We start from the raw sequence: 16,311 nt of genomic DNA on the forward strand, positions 1-16,311 counted from the left end.
GGGTAAAACAAAAAAACGGCCCCAGAAGGGACCGTTTATGTTGCCAGACAGCGCTACTTATTAAGCGGATTTCTTCGCTTTTTTCTCAGCTTTAGCCGGAGCGGCTTCTTTTTTCGCTGCAGTTTCACCTTCTACATAATCACGACCGTAGTAGGTATCCAGCAGAATCTGTTTCAGCTCGGAGATCAGTGGGTAACGCGGGTTAGCGCCGGTGCACTGGTCATCGAATGCATCTTCAGACAGTTTATCCACATTCGCCAGGAAGTCTGCTTCCTGAACGCCAGCTTCACGGATAGATTTCGGAATACCCAGTTCAGCTTTCAGCGTTTCCAGCCATGCCAGCAGTTTCTCGATCTTAGCAGCAGTACGGTCGCCCGGTGCGCTCAGACCCAGGTGGTCAGCAATTTCAGCATAACGACGGCGAGCCTGCGGACGGTCATACTGGCTGAATGCAGTCTGCTTGGTCGGGTTGTCATTCGCGTTGTAGCGAATAACGTTACAAATCAGCAGGGCGTTTGCCAGACCGTGCGGAATATGGAACTGGGAACCCAGTTTGTGCGCCATTGAGTGACATACACCCAGGAAGGCGTTCGCAAACGCGATACCCGCGATAGTTGCTGCACTGTGAACACGTTCACGCGCTACCGGATTTTTAGATCCTTCGTGGTAGGACGCTGGCAGATATTCTTTCAGCAGTTTCAGTGCCTGCAGTGCCTGACCATCAGAGAACTCAGATGCCAGTACAGAAACATAAGCTTCCATGGCGTGAGTTACTGCGTCCAGACCACCGAAAGCACACAGGGACTTCGGCATGTCCATAACCAGGTTGGCATCGACAATCGCCATATCCGGGGTCAGCGCATAGTCTGCCAGCGGATATTTCTGACCAGTAGCGTCGTCAGTTACAACCGCAAACGGAGTGACTTCAGAACCTGTACCAGAAGTGGTGGTGACAGCGATCATTTTCGCTTTCACGCCCATTTTCGGGAACTTGTAGATACGTTTACGGATATCCATAAAGCGCAGCGCCAGTTCTTCGAAGTGAGTTTCCGGATGTTCGTACATGACCCACATGATCTTCGCGGCGTCCATCGGGGAACCACCACCCAGCGCGATAATCACGTCTGGTTTGAAGGAGTTTGCCAGTTCTGCACCTTTACGAACGATGCTCAGGGTCGGGTCAGCTTCTACTTCGAAGAAGACTTCAGTTTCAACGCCTGCTGCTTTCAGTACGGAAGTGATCTGATCAGCATAACCATTGTTGAACAGGAAGCGGTCAGTCACGATGAGCGCACGTTTGTGGCCATCAGTAATCACTTCATCCAGCGCGATTGGCAGAGAGCCACGGCGGAAGTAGATAGATTTCGGAAGTTTGTGCCACAACATGTTTTCAGCTCGCTTAGCAACGGTTTTCTTGTTGATCAGGTGTTTCGGACCAACGTTTTCAGAGATGGAGTTACCACCCCAGGAACCACAACCCAGAGTCAGGGAAGGTGCGAGTTTGAAGTTATACAGGTCACCGATACCACCCTGAGACGCCGGGGTGTTGATCAGAATACGGGCCGTTTTCATTTTCTGACCGAAGTAGGCAACGCGAGCCGGTTGGTTATCCTGGTCAGTGTACAGGCAAGAGGTATGACCGATGCCGCCCATAGCAACCAGTTTCTCTGCTTTTTCTACCGCGTCTTCGAAATCTTTAGCACGGTACATTGCCAGAGTCGGGGACAGTTTTTCATGTGCGAACGGTTCGCTTTCATCAACAACGGTCACTTCACCGATCAGAATCTTGGTATTTTCTGGTACAGAGAAGCCTGCCAGTTCAGCAATTTTATAGGCTGGCTGACCAACGATAGCCGCGTTCAGCGCACCGTTTTTCAGGATAACATCCTGAACAGCTTTCAGCTCTTTACCCTGCAACAGATAGCCGCCGTGGGTTGCGAAACGTTCACGTACTGCGTCATAAACAGAGTCAACAACAACAACAGACTGTTCAGAAGCACAGATTACGCCGTTGTCGAAGGTTTTGGACATCAGTACAGATGCAACTGCACGTTTGATATCAGCAGTTTCATCGATAACAACTGGCGTGTTACCCGCGCCTACGCCGATAGCTGGTTTACCGGAGCTGTATGCGGCTTTAACCATGCCCGGACCACCGGTCGCGAGGATCAGGTTGATGTCTGGGTGGTGCATCAGTGCGTTAGACAGTTCAACCGAAGGTTGATCGATCCAGCCGATCAGATCTTTCGGAGCACCGGCAGCGATAGCAGCCTGCAGAACGATATCAGCTGCTTTGTTGGTTGCATCTTTTGCACGCGGGTGCGGGGAGAAGATAATGGCGTTACGGGTCTTCAGGCTGATCAGCGATTTGAAGATAGCAGTTGAAGTCGGGTTAGTGGTCGGAACGATACCGCAAATAATACCGATTGGTTCAGCGATAGTGATGGTACCAAAAGTGTCGTCTTCAGACAGAACACCACAGGTTTTTTCATCTTTATAGGCGTTGTAGATATATTCAGAAGCAAAGTGGTTTTTGATTACTTTATCTTCGACGATACCCATGCCGGATTCGGCAACGGCCATTTTCGCGAGTGGGATTCGAGCATCTGCAGCTGCCAGGGCGGCGGCGCGGAAGATTTTGTCTACTTGCTCTTGAGTGAAACTGGCATATTCACGCTGGGCTTTTTTTACACGCTCTACGAGTGCGTTAAGTTCAGCGACATTAGTAACAGCCATAATGCTCTCCTGATAATGTTAAACTTTTTTAGTAAATCATCTGCTCGAATACGAGAGTATAGTCAGTGCGGTGATGATTTGCTTAACCGATGAAAATCAAAAGCTTACTCGCGCTCACACTCACTGTGATTTACTAAAAGAGTTTAAACATTAGAGCTATTTATCTCTAATGCGTCACTTCCAGGTGGCGTAAGCAAGATTACTCACTTCTGGGTACTGATTACGTGATCCAAATCAAATTTTTGCGAAGCTGACACCTTTCAGCATCGCTTTTCGCCATTATAGCTAACAGTTAATAAATTGTAGTATGGTTTGTTGGTTACATTAGCATGTTTTGTACAACTAGATAACAATAACGAATGATAGCAATTTTAAGTAGTTAGGAGGTGAAAAATGCGGTTAAAAGGCGTATTGTCAGCGCGTCTTTTTAACCTTTTTATGGCTAACATTATCCGGCTTTTGCTTCGGAGCTAACCGTGATTCAGACCCTTTTTGATTTTCCCGTTTACTTCAAATTTTTCATCGGGTTATTTGCGCTGGTCAACCCGGTAGGGATTATTCCCGTCTTTATCAGCATGACCAGTTATCAGACAGCGGCAGCGCGAAACAAAACGAACCTTACAGCCAACCTGTCTGTGGCCATTATCTTGTGGATCTCGCTTTTTCTCGGCGACACGATTCTGCAACTTTTTGGTATATCAATTGATTCATTCCGTATCGCCGGTGGCATCCTGGTGGTGACAATAGCGATGTCGATGATCAGCGGCAAGCTTGGCGAGGATAAACAGAACAAGCAAGAAAAATCAGAAACCGCGGTACGTGAAAGCATTGGTGTGGTGCCGTTGGCGTTGCCGTTGATGGCGGGGCCAGGGGCGATCAGTTCTACCATCGTCTGGGGTACGCGTTATCACAGCATTAGCTATCTGTTTGGTTTCTTTGTGGCTATTGCTTTGTTCGCTTTATGTTGCTGGGGATTGTTCCGCATGGCACCGTGGCTGGTACGGGTTTTACGCCAGACCGGCATCAACGTGATTACGCGTATTATGGGGCTATTGCTGATGGCATTGGGGATTGAATTTATCGTTACTGGTATTAAGGGGATTTTCCCCGGCCTGCTTAATTAATTCCTTTCAAATGAAACGGAGCTGCCATGCTCCGTTTACTTCGTCATTATTTTTACTTTGTTCCCGCGCAGTTATCAAAAGCAAAAGGAATGGGTAAAAATATTCTTCTCAAATTACAGTTAGTTATAAGGATTTCCTTAACTGCTTCTCCTCACCATCATGTTATTTTCGCCACATCATAATCCTGGGCTTGCTGAAGAATAATTGAAATGATATTAGTAATTCCACTGCCTTTGGTAGAGGAAAGTGCTAAATAATAATCAATTGTTAAATTATTGTGCATTTCACTACTGGAACTGTAATCAGAAAAGATAGACATGCTTAACCAATCTCTATTTGATTGAATTGAAAGATGTTTGTTAAGACATGGATGCAAACTATAGATTCTGATACGGTCAATAAAAGAGAATTGCTTAACAATTTTGCAAAATGTATTGGCGAGTAAGAAGCGCATTTGGTACTTTCCGGGCAACCGCCAGACAATTTTTATTGGTAATGAGAATAATTAACAATTAAAGAGCGTCGCGAAAGAATAATGTGTCTCGACAGGGGAGACACAGTACGAATCGACATAAGGTGATCGTCTGAATCACCAGAATAAATAAAGTCAGTGATAGCAATCCGTAACGATAAAGTAACCTGACAGCAGAAAGTCTCCGAGCCTGTGCAGGGTCCCAATCCGGGATTACACATGCTGGTTAATACCAGTAATTATAATGAGGGAGTCCAAAAAACAATGACCAACATCACCAAGAGAAGTTTAGTAGCAGCTGGCGTTCTGGCTGCGCTTATGGCAGGGAATGTCGCGCTGGCAGCTGATGTACCCGCAGGCGTCACACTGGCGGAAAAACAAACGCTGGTACGTAACAATGGTTCAGAAGTTCAGTCATTAGATCCGCATAAAATTGAAGGTGTTCCGGAGTCTAATATCAGCCGAGACCTGTTTGAAGGCTTACTGGTCAGCGATCTTGACGGTCATCCGGCACCTGGCGTCGCTGAATCCTGGGATAATAAAGACGCGAAAGTCTGGACCTTCCATTTGCGTAAAGATGCGAAATGGTCTGATGGCACGCCAGTCACAGCACAAGACTTTGTGTATAGCTGGCAACGTTCTGTTGATCCAAACACCGCTTCTCCGTATGCCAGTTATCTGCAATATGGGCATATCGCCGGTATTGATGAAATTCTTGAAGGGAAAAAACCGATTACCGATCTCGGCGTGAAAGCTATTGATGATCACACATTAGAAGTCACCTTAAGTGAACCTGTTCCGTACTTCTATAAATTACTTGTTCACCCATCAACTTCACCGGTGCCAAAAGCCTCTATCGAGAAATTCGGCGAAAAATGGACCCAGCCTGGTAATATCATCACCAACGGTGCCTATACCTTAAAAGATTGGGTCGTAAACGAACGAATCGTTCTTGAACGCAGCCCAACCTACTGGAACAACGCGAAAACCGTTATTAACCAGGTAACCTATTTGCCTATTGCTTCTGAAGTTACCGATGTCAACCGCTACCGTAGTGGTGAAATCGACATGACTTATAACAACATGCCGATCGAATTGTTCCAGAAGCTGAAAAAAGAGATCCCGGACGAAGTTCACGTTGATCCATACCTGTGCACTTATTATTACGAAATTAACAACCAGAAACCGCCATTCAACGATGTACGTGTGCGTACCGCACTGAAACTGGGTATGGACCGCGATATCATTGTTAATAAAGTGAAAGCGCAGGGCGACATGCCCGCCTATGGTTACACTCCACCGTATACTGATGGCGCAAAATTGACTCAGCCGGAATGGTTTGGCTGGAGCCAGGAAAAACGTAACGAAGAAGCGAAAAAACTGCTGGCTGAAGCGGGTTATACCGCAGACAAACCGTTGACCATCAACCTGTTGTATAACACCTCCGATCTCCATAAAAAGCTGGCGATTGCTGCCTCTTCATTGTGGAAGAAAAACATTGGTGTAAACGTCAAACTGGTTAACCAGGAGTGGAAAACGTTCCTCGACACCCGTCACCAGGGCACTTTTGATGTGGCCCGTGCAGGCTGGTGTGCAGACTACAACGAACCAACTTCCTTCCTGAACACCATGCTGTCGAACAGCTCGATGAATACCGCGCATTATAAGAGCCCGGCCTTTGACAGCATTATGGCGGAAACGCTGAAAGCGACTGACGAGGCGCAGCGCACAGCTCTGTACACTAAAGCAGAACAACAGCTGGATAAGGATTCGGCCATTGTTCCTGTTTATTACTACGTGAATGCGCGTCTGGTGAAACCGTGGGTTGGTGGCTATACCGGCAAAGATCCGCTGGATAATACCTACACCCGGAATATGTACATTGTGAAGCACTAATGGCAATACGTGGGGCAGGAGTGTCCTGCTCCACGGTGTCTGATTTTTATCGCATTACAGAAGGCACAGGCCAGAAGGTAGGGCAATGTTAAAATTTATTCTACGTCGCTGTCTGGAAGCGATTCCGACGCTATTTATTCTTATTACTATTTCGTTCTTCATGATGCGCCTCGCGCCGGGAAGCCCTTTTACCGGCGAACGTACTTTACCGCCAGAAGTGATGGCCAATATCGAAGCGAAATATCATCTTAATGATCCGATCATGACTCAGTATTTCAGTTACCTGAAACAACTGGCGCATGGCGATTTCGGTCCGTCTTTTAAATATAAAGATTATTCGGTCAATGACCTGGTAGCCTCCAGCTTTCCGGTTTCAGCAAAACTGGGAGCCGCTGCATTTTTCCTTGCGGTAGTACTGGGCGTTAGTGCTGGCGTTATTGCTGCATTAAAACAAAACACCAAATGGGACTATACAGTGATGGGGCTGGCAATGACCGGGGTGGTTATCCCCAGTTTTGTGGTTGCGCCATTATTAGTCATGATATTTGCGATCATTTTGCATTGGCTACCGGGCGGTGGCTGGAATGGCGGGGCGCTTAAATTCATGATACTGCCAATGGTGGCGTTGTCACTCGCCTATATCGCCAGTATCGCGCGTATTACCCGTGGCTCTATGATTGAGGTTTTACACTCCAACTTTATTCGTACCGCCAGGGCGAAAGGGTTACCTATGCGGCGGATCATTTTACGCCACGCACTAAAACCTGCTCTGTTACCCGTGCTCTCCTATATGGGCCCTGCATTTGTCGGCATTATTACCGGTTCTATGGTCATCGAAACCATTTATGGTTTACCGGGGATTGGGCAATTGTTCGTTAATGGCGCATTGAATCGTGACTATTCCTTAGTGTTAAGTCTGACCATTCTGGTTGGCGCGTTAACCATTTTGTTTAATGCCATTGTCGATGTGCTATATGCGGTTATCGACCCGAAAATCCGTTACTGATACTGGAGCTCGCGATGATGTTAAGTAAGAAAAACAGCGAGACGCTGGAAAATTTCAGTGAAAAGCTGGAGGTCGAAGGGCGCAGCTTGTGGCAGGACGCACGTCGACGTTTTATGCATAACCGTGCGGCGGTTGCCAGTCTGATAGTGCTGGTGCTAATCGCGTTATTTGTAATCCTGGCACCGATGCTTTCGCAGTTTGCCTATGACGATACTGACTGGGCGATGATGTCCAGCGCCCCAGATATGGAGTCCGGTCACTACTTTGGTACTGACTCATCCGGTCGCGACCTGCTTGTGCGTGTTGCGATTGGCGGGCGTATCTCACTCATGGTCGGTGTTGCTGCGGCACTGGTGGCAGTGGTCGTGGGGACACTTTATGGTTCGCTTTCCGGTTATCTGGGCGGTAAAGTGGATTCGGTAATGATGCGTCTGCTGGAAATCCTCAACTCCTTCCCATTCATGTTCTTCGTCATTTTGCTGGTGACCTTTTTCGGTCAAAACATCCTGCTGATTTTCGTGGCGATTGGCATGGTTTCCTGGCTGGATATGGCTCGTATTGTGCGTGGGCAAACCCTGAGTCTGAAGCGTAAAGAGTTTATTGAGGCGGCACAAGTTGGCGGTGTATCGACGCCGGGCATTGTTATTCGCCACATTGTACCGAACGTACTCGGTGTGGTGGTGGTCTACGCATCGCTACTGGTGCCCAGCATGATCCTCTTTGAATCTTTCCTTAGCTTCCTGGGGTTGGGGACGCAAGAGCCGTTAAGCAGCTGGGGCGCATTGCTGAGTGATGGCGCGAACTCGATGGAAGTCTCTCCATGGTTACTGTTGTTCCCAGCGGGATTCCTCGTGGTGACGCTATTTTGTTTCAACTTTATCGGCGATGGCTTGCGTGATGCCCTCGACCCGAAAGATCGTTAAGGAGTGCAGCCATGAGCGTAATTGAAACTGCAACTGTGCCGCTCGCACAACAACAGGCTGACGCACTGCTGAACGTGAAAGATTTGCGTGTCACCTTTAGTACCCCGGATGGCGACGTCACGGCGGTCAATGATTTGAATTTTTCTCTACGTGCCGGAGAAACGCTGGGCATTGTAGGTGAGTCTGGTTCGGGTAAATCGCAAACTGCATTTGCGTTGATGGGCCTGCTGGCTGCCAACGGACGTATTGGCGGATCGGCAACCTTCAATGGGCGTGAAATCCTCAATTTGCCAGAGCGTGAACTCAATAAACTGCGTGCTGAACAAATCTCAATGATTTTTCAGGATCCGATGACTTCGTTGAATCCCTATATGCGCGTCGGTGAGCAGTTGATGGAAGTGCTGATGTTGCATAAGAACATGAGCAAAGCTGAGGCGTTTGAAGAGTCGGTGCGGATGCTCGATGCGGTAAAAATGCCGGAAGCACGTAAACGCATGAAAATGTACCCGCATGAATTTTCTGGTGGCATGCGTCAGCGAGTCATGATTGCGATGGCATTGCTATGTCGACCTAAGCTACTGATTGCTGATGAACCCACTACTGCGCTGGACGTCACCGTACAGGCGCAGATCATGACGCTATTGAATGAACTGAAGCGGGAATTTAATACCGCCATCATTATGATCACCCACGATCTTGGCGTGGTGGCAGGGATCTGCGACAAAGTGCTGGTAATGTACGCCGGGCGCACGATGGAATATGGCAACGCGCGCGATGTCTTTTATCAACCCGTTCATCCTTATTCTATCGGTTTACTCAACGCGGTGCCGCGTCTCGATGCGGAAGGTGAAACAATGTTGACCATCCCGGGTAATCCGCCAAACCTGTTGCGATTACCGAAAGGTTGCCCGTTCCAGCCACGTTGTCCGCATGCGATGGAAATTTGTAGTAGCGCACCGCCGCTGGAAGAGTTTACGCCTGGCCGTCTGCGTGCTTGCTTTAAACCGGTGGAGGAACTGTTATGAATGCTGTAACCGAAGGAAGAAAAGTCCTCCTCGAAATCGCCGATCTGAAAGTGCACTTTGAAATCAAAGATGGCAAACAGTGGTTCTGGCAACCGCCGAAAACGCTCAAAGCCGTAGATGGTGTAACTCTTCGCCTGTATGAAGGGGAAACATTAGGTGTGGTAGGGGAGTCGGGATGCGGTAAGTCCACCTTTGCTCGCGCCATCATTGGCCTGGTTAAAGCGACCGACGGTCATGTTGCCTGGTTAGGTAAAGAGTTGCTGGGCATGAAGCCCGATGAATGGCGTGCCGTTCGCAGTGATATTCAGATGATTTTCCAGGATCCATTGGCATCGCTTAACCCGCGTATGACCATCGGCGAGATCATCGCTGAACCACTGCGTACTTATCATCCGAAAATGTCACGCCAGGAAGTTCGCGAGCGCGTGAAGGCGATGATGCTGAAAGTCGGGTTATTGCCTAACCTGATTAACCGCTATCCGCATGAGTTCTCTGGTGGGCAGTGCCAGCGTATCGGGATTGCTCGTGCTCTTATTCTTGAACCGAAGCTGATTATCTGTGATGAGCCGGTGTCGGCGCTGGACGTGTCAATTCAGGCGCAGGTGGTCAACCTGCTCCAGCAGCTGCAACGCGAGATGGGATTGTCATTAATTTTTATCGCTCACGACCTGGCCGTGGTAAAACACATTTCCGATCGTGTGCTGGTGATGTATCTCGGCCATGCGGTAGAACTGGGGACCTATGATGAGGTCTACCACAATCCGCTACATCCTTACACCAGGGCATTGATGTCGGCAGTCCCCATACCTGATCCGGATCTGGAGAAGAACAAAACTATCCAGTTACTGGAAGGAGAATTACCGTCGCCGATCAACCCGCCTTCCGGTTGTGTTTTCCGTACCCGTTGCCCGATTGCCGGTCCAGAGTGTGCCAAAACACGTCCTGTGCTGGAGGGGAGTTTCAGACACGCCGTGTCTTGCCTGAAAGTCGATCCGCTTTAAACAAAATAAGGGCTGACAGTTGTCAGCCCTTTTTCACGCCGAAAGCGATTATTTATTCCCGCCAGATGATATGGCACAGTTTGTGATCTTTTTCGCGGCATAACAGAATGCGGGCGAAAACATCGTTGATTTCACCATCTTCACTGTCCGCCAGACCAATCACCACTTCGGCAAAAAAGTCCGGGTTCAAATCGAAATCAACATGTTCCTGCCAGTCTTCTGCCGGATCGAATAACTCCGCGCCGCCGCGCTCTTCAAACTGAAGATTGAACAGCAGAACATCAGCTGGATCGAGATTGTCGGCAGCCAGTTCGAGAAAAATATCGTAGGCCTGCTCAAGCGTTTCATCTTCAGTCAAGCGATTGTTTAGATCCATATCCATAGTCACTACCTGTTTAACCTCTGTTGGCGACGTTTTACAGCAACGGGCTGAAGAAGTAAAACAGTCGCTCGGCGACACGTTGCCATAATGGGCGTTTTAGCCATAAACGGGCATCGAGCAGACGAGAACGCGAAATATAATCGTCCTGAACGGCGGCGAGGTCAGCACCAAACCCTTTATCGTCGATTGCCAGGGTAATCTCGAAATTCAGCCACAGACTACGCATATCAAGGTTAACGGTACCAACCAGACTTAATTCGCCATCGACCAGCACGCTCTTGGTATGCAATAACCCGCCTTCAAACTGATAAATTTTAACCCCAGCAGCCAGCAGTTCCGTAAAGAACGCGCGACTGGCCCAGCCAACCAGCATTGAATCATTTTTTCGCGGAAGGATAATACTGACATCCACCCCGCGCTGCGCCGCCGTGCAAATCGCATGAAGTAAATCATCGCTGGGCACAAAGTAGGGCGTTGTCATGATCAAATATTCACGTGCCGAATAAGCCGCAGTCAGTAATGCCTGGTGAATGAGATCTTCCGGAAAGCCGGGGCCAGAAGCAATTGTGTGAATGGTGTGACCGCTGGCCTGCTCAAACGGCATAATATTGACATCTGGTGGTGGCGGCAGAATACGTTTCCCGGTTTCAATCTCCCAGTCGCAGGAATATATAATCCCCATCGCGGTGGCGATCGGACCTTCCATACGCGCCATCAGATCAATCCATTGCCCTACACCCGCATCCTGTTTGAAGTAGCGAGGGTCGACCATATTCATGCTGCCGGTGTACGCGATGTAATTATCGATCATGATCATCTTGCGATGTTGGCGCAGATCCATACGGCGTAAAAACACACGCATCAGATTGACCTTTAATGCTTCGACCACTTCAATGCCGGCATTACGCATTAGCTCTGGCCACGGGCTGCGGAAAAAAGCCACACTTCCGGCGGAGTCGAGCATTAGTCGGCAATGAATACCACGACGTGCAGCGGCCATTAAAGATTCTGCCACCTGGTCCGCCATGCCGCCGGGTTGCCAGATATAAAACACCATCTCAATATTATGGCGAGCGAGCTGGATGTCGCGGATTAACGCCTGCATCACATCATCTGACTCGGTCATCAGTTGCAGCTGATTCCCTTTGACCCCAGCGATCCCCTGACGACGCTCACAAAGCTTGAATAATGGCGCTGCGACACTGCTGTTTTCTTCGGCGAAGATATGCTTACAGGCTTTAAGGTCGTTAAGCCATTTTGCGGTGGAAGGCCACATCGCTCTGGCGCGCTCAGCGCGGCGTTTGCCTAAATGGAGCTCGCCAACGGCAAGATAGGCAATAATTCCGACTAAGGGCAGAATGTAAATGATCAACAGCCAGGCCATCGCGGAGGGAACTGCGCGTCGTTTCATTAGAATGCGTAAAGTTACGCCTGCAATGAGCAACCAGTATCCCAGAATGGCCAACCAACTCACCAACGTATAAACGGTTGTCATAGATTAGAAATCCTTTTGAAAGCGCATTGTTATGAGTTTACGCATATGGATTCATCTGGCAAATAAAAACGCGGGAAAAGCACTGGTCAGCGTCGGGGTCGGGGGTATAATGACCATTCTGTTATTGCATAGAGTAGTTAACATGAAGCGGAGTAGAACGGAAGTGGGGCGCTGGCGCATGCAGCGTCAGGCTAGCCGACGTAAATCGCGTTGGCTTGAGGGGCAGTCGCGCCGAAATATGCGTATCCACAGCATCAGGAAGTGCATTCTAAACAAACAGCGTAACTCGTTATTGTTTGCGATCTACAATATCTAAATGTTCTGGGCACCATTGCGGTGCCCAATAAGTTTGCCCTTTCGTCTTCAAACTCTATTTTTGCGCCGATTCTTTATTGTCAGCTTTCGTTTCTTGTTCATCGTTATCGCTGAAAATACCATGACCGGAGTTCAACAACATTGAAACGAGCATATCATTATTAATCTCTTCACCATTTAAAACTCGTGCCAGAATTTCGCTGCCAAACAGTTGCGGCGAGAGAATGATATCCGGATGTACCATCTTAATCTTATTCAGGTTTTTGCTATCACTGACGGCGAGAACTGTTTTGACATCACTGCTCATATCTTTTGCCGATAGTACAACAAACGCGTTATCAGCATCGTTATCACTCAGCGCCAGAATGGCCCGGCATCGATCGATTCCTGCTTTCTTTAATACTGAACTGTCATTACTGTCACCGGGGATAACATCAGCGTTATCACCTAAGCGTTGCTCAAGTTGCTTGATATCATCTTCAGGCAAGTTGCTGATAACCGTTACATTTTGTCCGCGTTGATTCAGTTGCAGAATCGTATTGATGGCGAGAATCGAATGCCCGCAAACAATAAAATGATCTTTACGATGCATTGTATGATTTTTTCCTTTTACAAGTTTGTTGAATCCCCCGCGGATAAGCGGACCAAAAATTGAAGTCATGGAGGTGGCAAAAACGGTAATGCCGGAAATAATGACCGAAATAGTGAATAATCGTGCTGATTCAGAAACAGGGACAATATCGCCATAGCCGACGGTTGACATGGTTTCTATCGAAAAATAGAACGCGGTCATCAAACTTTCTATTCGCGGATTAAAACCTTCGCTTAAATAAAGCGCACCGTAGGTGGAGTAAAACAGTAACGTCGTGAAACTAATAAATGCGAAAATTGTCCCGGCTGCGGCGCTACTGTGGGAGAAGTCTTTGCGCAGTATCAGCAAAAACACCAGCGTAAAAATGCAAAATCCAATACTAAATTTCAGCCAGGGATAAAAATGCAGGGTGTAAATTAGCGCTATCAACAACAAAATGATACTGATTGCCCATGCGAGCTTTGCCCGGAACAGTAAGCCAATGGAGTTCAGGACAAGAAAGACGCCGAGCATAAAGAGTGGGGCATTTGCCAGCAAGGAGAGATCTAATTCTGAAAAGGCTTTGATATGGAAAATATCAAGCAAATTGACCGACATACCATAGATTGTTTTAAAAATAAGCAATCCATTTAAAAAGACGGCCAGCGCGAGAATGTCGTGCCGTAGGGTCACCCATAAATTTGTTGCTGTTTGTTTGAATGTAGTCCAGTGACTCACTGATACCTCTGTAACCACAATTTTGTTTAATTATCTCAACGTGCACATTTTCTGAACATACATGCAGCACGTGAATGTGTTAAACAATAGTAGATGACTTTATCTGAAGTAATCAAAGGTTTTGAGTGAGCAACTCTGCGTCAGGAAAGGGCATTTTTCCTGAATATGCTCACATCATATAAAGAAATACAGATAAAGTTATTATCTGCTTGTGGGGGTGAATGCACTGACAGACCTATAAGGAAAGGCCAAACTAGAACACGGTTGCTAAAACCGTGCCCTTAAATATTGAATCTCTATTCAGAACACTTTCTTAAATGGTTTCACTGAAACGTGTTCATAGACTCCTGCCGCCACGTACGGGTCAGCATCGGCCCAGGCCTGAGCTGCTTCCAGCGATTCAAATTCAGCAATAACGGTTGAGCCAGTAAATCCCGCAGCCCCTGGATCGTTACTGTCTACTGCTGGCATTGGACCGGCGGTCAACAATCGACCTTCATCATGCAGTAACTGTAAACGTGCTAAATGTGCCGGACGAACGGAAAGGCGTTTTTCGAGGCTATCAGCTTTGTCTTGAGCGTAAATAACATACAACACGGGCACAACTCCTTGTTCGGGAAAGTTGTAAAGTACGTTATTTGAAAGGGCGAAGATCTGCAACGGAAAGATGATGTCTTTGTTAAGACCATGCATAAAGTAAGGTCAATTACGCCAAAAATGACATTTTCACTGATCCTGATCGTCTTGCCTTATTGAATATGATTGCTATTTGCATTTAAAATCGAGGCCTGGTTTTTCTACTGAAATGATTATGACTTCAATGACCCTTGATTTACCTCGCCGCTTCCCCTGGCCGACGTTACTTTCGGTCTGCATTCATGGTGCTGTTGTGGCGGGTCTGCTCTATACCTCGGTACATCAGGTTATTGAACTACCTGCGCCTGCGCAGCCAATTTCTGTCACGATGGTTGCGCCTGCGGATCTCGAACCGCCACAAGCCGTTCAGCCGCCACCGGAGCCGGTGGTAGAGCCAGAACCGGAACCTGAGCCGATCCCTGAACCGCCAAAAGAAGCACCGGTGGTCATTGAAAAGCCTAAGCCGAAACCTAAGCCAAAACCGAAGCCGGTGAAAAAGGTACAGGAGCAGCCAAAACGCGATGTCAAACCCGTAGAGTCGCGTCCGGCATCACCGTTTGAAAATACGGCACCCGCGCGCCCGACATCAAGTACGGCGACGGCTGCAACCAGCAAGCCGGTTACAAGTGTGGCTTCAGGACCACGCGCATTAAGTCGCAATCAGCCGCAGTATCCGGCACGAGCACAGGCATTGCGCATTGAAGGGCAGGTTAAAGTTAAATTTGATGTCACGCCGGATGGTCGCGTGGATAACGTGCAAATCCTCTCAGCCAAGCCTGCGAACATGTTTGAGCGTGAGGTGAAAAATGCGATGCGCAGATGGCGTTATGAGCCGGGTAAGCCAGGCAGTGGGATTGTGGTGAATATCCTGTTTAAAATTAACGGCACCACCGAAATTCAGTAAGCAGAAAGTCAAAAGCCTCCGACCGGAGGCTTTTGACTATTACTCAACAGGTAAGGCGCGAGGTTTTCCTTCAGGATCAACCGCGACATACTTAAATAATGCTTCTGTCGCTTTATAGCGTTGCCCGATGGGTTCAGACGCGACTTTTTTCACCCACACTTCAATATTAATGCTGACCGATGTCGTCCCTTTCTGGACACAGCGTGCATAGCAGCACACCACATCGCCGACCGCAACCGGTCGTAAGAAAGTCATTCCTTCAACCCGCACGGTCACTACGCGACCGTGCGCAATTTCTTTCGCCAGAATAGCGCCGCCAATATCCATTTGTGACATTAACCAACCACCAAAGATGTCACCATTGGCATTGGTATCGGCGGGCATGGCTAAAGTACGTAAAACAAGATCGCCCTGAGGGACGTTATGTGTTGTAGACATGGTAAAACCGACTTAAAAGGAAAATCACAGGCGCGATGCTACTATGATTTTACTGAGGAGAACAGAGGAGATACAGTGCCAGCCCCGAAGGACTGGCAGTCTGGTTAGGATTTATCTTCCTGCGGCATGTGGCGGTAGATATAGATACCGCTTAACAATGTGAAGATTAAGGTAAGAGCGGTCAGGCCAAACACTTTAAAGTTGACCCAAATATTTTGCGGCAGCCAGAATGCGATGTAGATGTTTGCCAGACCGCAAAGGATAAAGAAAACAGCCCAGGCCAGATTCAGCTTCGACCATACCGGTTGCGGCAGCGTGAGTTCTTTACCCAGCATCCGCTGAATTAGCGGCTTTTTCATCACCCATTGGCTGACTAACAGGGCACCTGCAAACAGGGCATAAATGACAGTAACCTTCCATTTAATAAACTCATCATTGTGGAAGAACAGCGTCAAGCCACCGAAGACGACCACCAGAACAAAAGTGATCAGGGCCATCTTCTCAACTTTACGAAAGCGAACCCAGCTATATATAAGCACAATCGCCGTGGCGACGATCAGCGCCGCAGTAGCCGCATAGATGTCATAAATCTTGTAAAACGCGAAAAAGACAACCAGCGGTAAAAAATCAAGAAACTGCTTCATTTTAC

16 protein-coding genes are annotated in these 16,311 nt (G+C 48.1%); 8 read left to right on the forward strand and 8 right to left on the reverse strand.

The genetic code is table 11. From position 1 onward, the window contains the following. Positions 1-60: 60 nt before the first annotated feature. Positions 61-2,736 carry a bifunctional acetaldehyde-CoA/alcohol dehydrogenase gene (gene adhE / locus BEB54_RS06595; RefSeq protein ID WP_000301643.1) on the reverse strand — a complete coding sequence of 892 codons (2,676 nt, stop codon included), beginning with the start codon at positions 2,734-2,736 and terminating at the stop codon, positions 61-63. 476 nt (positions 2,737-3,212) lie between these two features. Between adhE and ychE the strand changes: the two genes are divergently transcribed. Next, the gene (gene ychE / locus BEB54_RS06600; RefSeq protein ID WP_000616773.1) at positions 3,213-3,860 is read left to right on the forward strand and encodes an NAAT family transporter YchE; all 648 of its coding nucleotides are present in this window, start codon (positions 3,213-3,215) and stop codon (positions 3,858-3,860) included. Positions 3,861-4,017: 157 nt separating this feature from the next. On the opposite strand, the gene BEB54_RS28830 is transcribed toward ychE, so the two are convergent. Further along, complete coding sequence (locus tag BEB54_RS28830) at positions 4,018-4,314, reverse strand: hypothetical protein (protein WP_001211521.1); 297 nt, start codon at positions 4,312-4,314, stop codon at positions 4,018-4,020. A gap of 282 nt (positions 4,315-4,596) precedes the next feature. Between BEB54_RS28830 and oppA the strand changes: the two genes are divergently transcribed. The 5 genes from oppA (at position 4,597) to oppF (ending at position 10,183) form a co-directional block, all read left to right on the forward strand. Beyond that, positions 4,597-6,228 (forward strand): oligopeptide ABC transporter substrate-binding protein OppA, encoded by a 1,632-nt coding sequence (gene oppA / locus BEB54_RS06610; protein ID WP_105277416.1) that lies wholly within the window; start codon positions 4,597-4,599, stop codon positions 6,226-6,228. Positions 6,229-6,313: 85 nt separating this feature from the next. Further along, positions 6,314-7,234, forward strand: a complete 921-nt coding sequence (oppB, locus tag BEB54_RS06615) for an oligopeptide ABC transporter permease OppB (protein WP_000911114.1) — start codon at positions 6,314-6,316, stop codon at positions 7,232-7,234. A 14-nt stretch (positions 7,235-7,248) separates the two neighbouring features. Further along, a complete protein-coding gene (gene oppC, locus BEB54_RS06620) occupies positions 7,249-8,157 on the forward strand; it encodes an oligopeptide ABC transporter permease OppC (RefSeq protein ID WP_000979659.1) in 909 nt (302 codons plus the stop codon). 11 nt (positions 8,158-8,168) lie between these two features. Continuing rightward, complete coding sequence (gene oppD / locus BEB54_RS06625) at positions 8,169-9,182, forward strand: murein tripeptide/oligopeptide ABC transporter ATP-binding protein OppD (protein WP_000110954.1); 1,014 nt, start codon at positions 8,169-8,171, stop codon at positions 9,180-9,182. Beyond that, the gene (oppF, locus tag BEB54_RS06630; protein WP_000994905.1) at positions 9,179-10,183 is read left to right on the forward strand and encodes a murein tripeptide/oligopeptide ABC transporter ATP-binding protein OppF; all 1,005 of its coding nucleotides are present in this window, start codon (positions 9,179-9,181) and stop codon (positions 10,181-10,183) included. Before oppD ends, oppF begins: the two co-directional genes overlap by 4 nt. A gap of 52 nt (positions 10,184-10,235) precedes the next feature. On the opposite strand, the gene BEB54_RS06635 is transcribed toward oppF, so the two are convergent. Then, positions 10,236-10,565 carry an HI1450 family dsDNA-mimic protein gene (locus BEB54_RS06635; RefSeq protein WP_000366959.1) on the reverse strand — a complete coding sequence of 110 codons (330 nt, stop codon included), beginning with the start codon at positions 10,563-10,565 and terminating at the stop codon, positions 10,236-10,238. A gap of 34 nt (positions 10,566-10,599) precedes the next feature. Continuing rightward, positions 10,600-12,060 carry a cardiolipin synthase gene (cls, locus tag BEB54_RS06640; RefSeq protein ID WP_000214516.1) on the reverse strand — a complete coding sequence of 487 codons (1,461 nt, stop codon included), beginning with the start codon at positions 12,058-12,060 and terminating at the stop codon, positions 10,600-10,602. Positions 12,061-12,202: 142 nt separating this feature from the next. Here cls and BEB54_RS28550 point away from each other — a divergent pair, with 142 nt between their 5' ends. Beyond that, positions 12,203-12,376, forward strand: coding sequence for a YciY family protein (locus BEB54_RS28550; protein ID WP_001309467.1), 174 nt, complete (start codon positions 12,203-12,205; stop codon positions 12,374-12,376). Positions 12,377-12,430: 54 nt separating this feature from the next. On the opposite strand, the gene kch is transcribed toward BEB54_RS28550, so the two are convergent. Then, positions 12,431-13,684: a voltage-gated potassium channel protein gene (gene kch / locus BEB54_RS06650; protein WP_032302922.1), complete on the reverse strand. Its 1,254-nt coding sequence runs from the start codon at positions 13,682-13,684 to the stop codon at positions 12,431-12,433. Positions 13,685-13,984: 300 nt separating this feature from the next. Continuing rightward, positions 13,985-14,281, reverse strand: coding sequence for a YciI family protein (locus BEB54_RS06655; RefSeq protein WP_000967595.1), 297 nt, complete (start codon positions 14,279-14,281; stop codon positions 13,985-13,987). A gap of 223 nt (positions 14,282-14,504) precedes the next feature. On the opposite strand from BEB54_RS06655, the gene tonB reads away from it, so the two are divergent. Next, positions 14,505-15,224, forward strand: coding sequence for a TonB system transport protein TonB (gene tonB, locus BEB54_RS06660; RefSeq protein ID WP_000171276.1), 720 nt, complete (start codon positions 14,505-14,507; stop codon positions 15,222-15,224). Between the two features lie 39 nt (positions 15,225-15,263). Here the strand turns inward: tonB and yciA are convergent, their stop codons facing one another. Continuing rightward, the gene (gene yciA / locus BEB54_RS06665) at positions 15,264-15,662 is read right to left on the reverse strand and encodes an acyl-CoA thioester hydrolase YciA (protein ID WP_000108160.1); all 399 of its coding nucleotides are present in this window, start codon (positions 15,660-15,662) and stop codon (positions 15,264-15,266) included. Positions 15,663-15,766: 104 nt separating this feature from the next. After that, positions 15,767-16,306 (reverse strand): septation protein A, encoded by a 540-nt coding sequence (locus tag BEB54_RS06670; protein WP_000808667.1) that lies wholly within the window; start codon positions 16,304-16,306, stop codon positions 15,767-15,769. Positions 16,307-16,311: the final 5 nt, after the last annotated feature.

The sequence above is a fragment of the Escherichia sp. MOD1-EC6021 genome, assembly GCF_002965245.1.
GTDB lineage: Bacteria > Pseudomonadota > Gammaproteobacteria > Enterobacterales > Enterobacteriaceae > Escherichia > Escherichia coli_F.

Excerpts from the sequence above, each read along its gene's own strand:
- adhE (WP_000301643.1), bottom strand. The coding sequence starts at position 2,736 with ATGGCTGTTACTAATGTCGCTGAACTTAACGCACTCGTAGAGCGTGTA.
- BEB54_RS28830 (WP_001211521.1), bottom strand. The coding sequence starts at position 4,314 with ATGCGCTTCTTACTCGCCAATACATTTTGCAAAATTGTTAAGCAATTC.
- oppA (WP_105277416.1), top strand. The coding sequence starts at position 4,597 with ATGACCAACATCACCAAGAGAAGTTTAGTAGCAGCTGGCGTTCTGGCT.
- oppB (WP_000911114.1), top strand. The coding sequence starts at position 6,314 with ATGTTAAAATTTATTCTACGTCGCTGTCTGGAAGCGATTCCGACGCTA.
- oppC (WP_000979659.1), top strand. The coding sequence starts at position 7,249 with ATGATGTTAAGTAAGAAAAACAGCGAGACGCTGGAAAATTTCAGTGAA.
- oppD (WP_000110954.1), top strand. The coding sequence starts at position 8,169 with ATGAGCGTAATTGAAACTGCAACTGTGCCGCTCGCACAACAACAGGCT.
- oppF (WP_000994905.1), top strand. The coding sequence starts at position 9,179 with ATGAATGCTGTAACCGAAGGAAGAAAAGTCCTCCTCGAAATCGCCGAT.
- BEB54_RS06635 (WP_000366959.1), bottom strand. The coding sequence starts at position 10,565 with ATGGATATGGATCTAAACAATCGCTTGACTGAAGATGAAACGCTTGAG.
- cls (WP_000214516.1), bottom strand. The coding sequence starts at position 12,060 with ATGACAACCGTTTATACGTTGGTGAGTTGGTTGGCCATTCTGGGATAC.
- BEB54_RS28550 (WP_001309467.1), top strand. The coding sequence starts at position 12,203 with ATGAAGCGGAGTAGAACGGAAGTGGGGCGCTGGCGCATGCAGCGTCAG.
- tonB (WP_000171276.1), top strand. The coding sequence starts at position 14,505 with ATGACCCTTGATTTACCTCGCCGCTTCCCCTGGCCGACGTTACTTTCG.
- yciA (WP_000108160.1), bottom strand. The coding sequence starts at position 15,662 with ATGTCTACAACACATAACGTCCCTCAGGGCGATCTTGTTTTACGTACT.
- BEB54_RS06670 (WP_000808667.1), bottom strand. The coding sequence starts at position 16,306 with ATGAAGCAGTTTCTTGATTTTTTACCGCTGGTTGTCTTTTTCGCGTTT.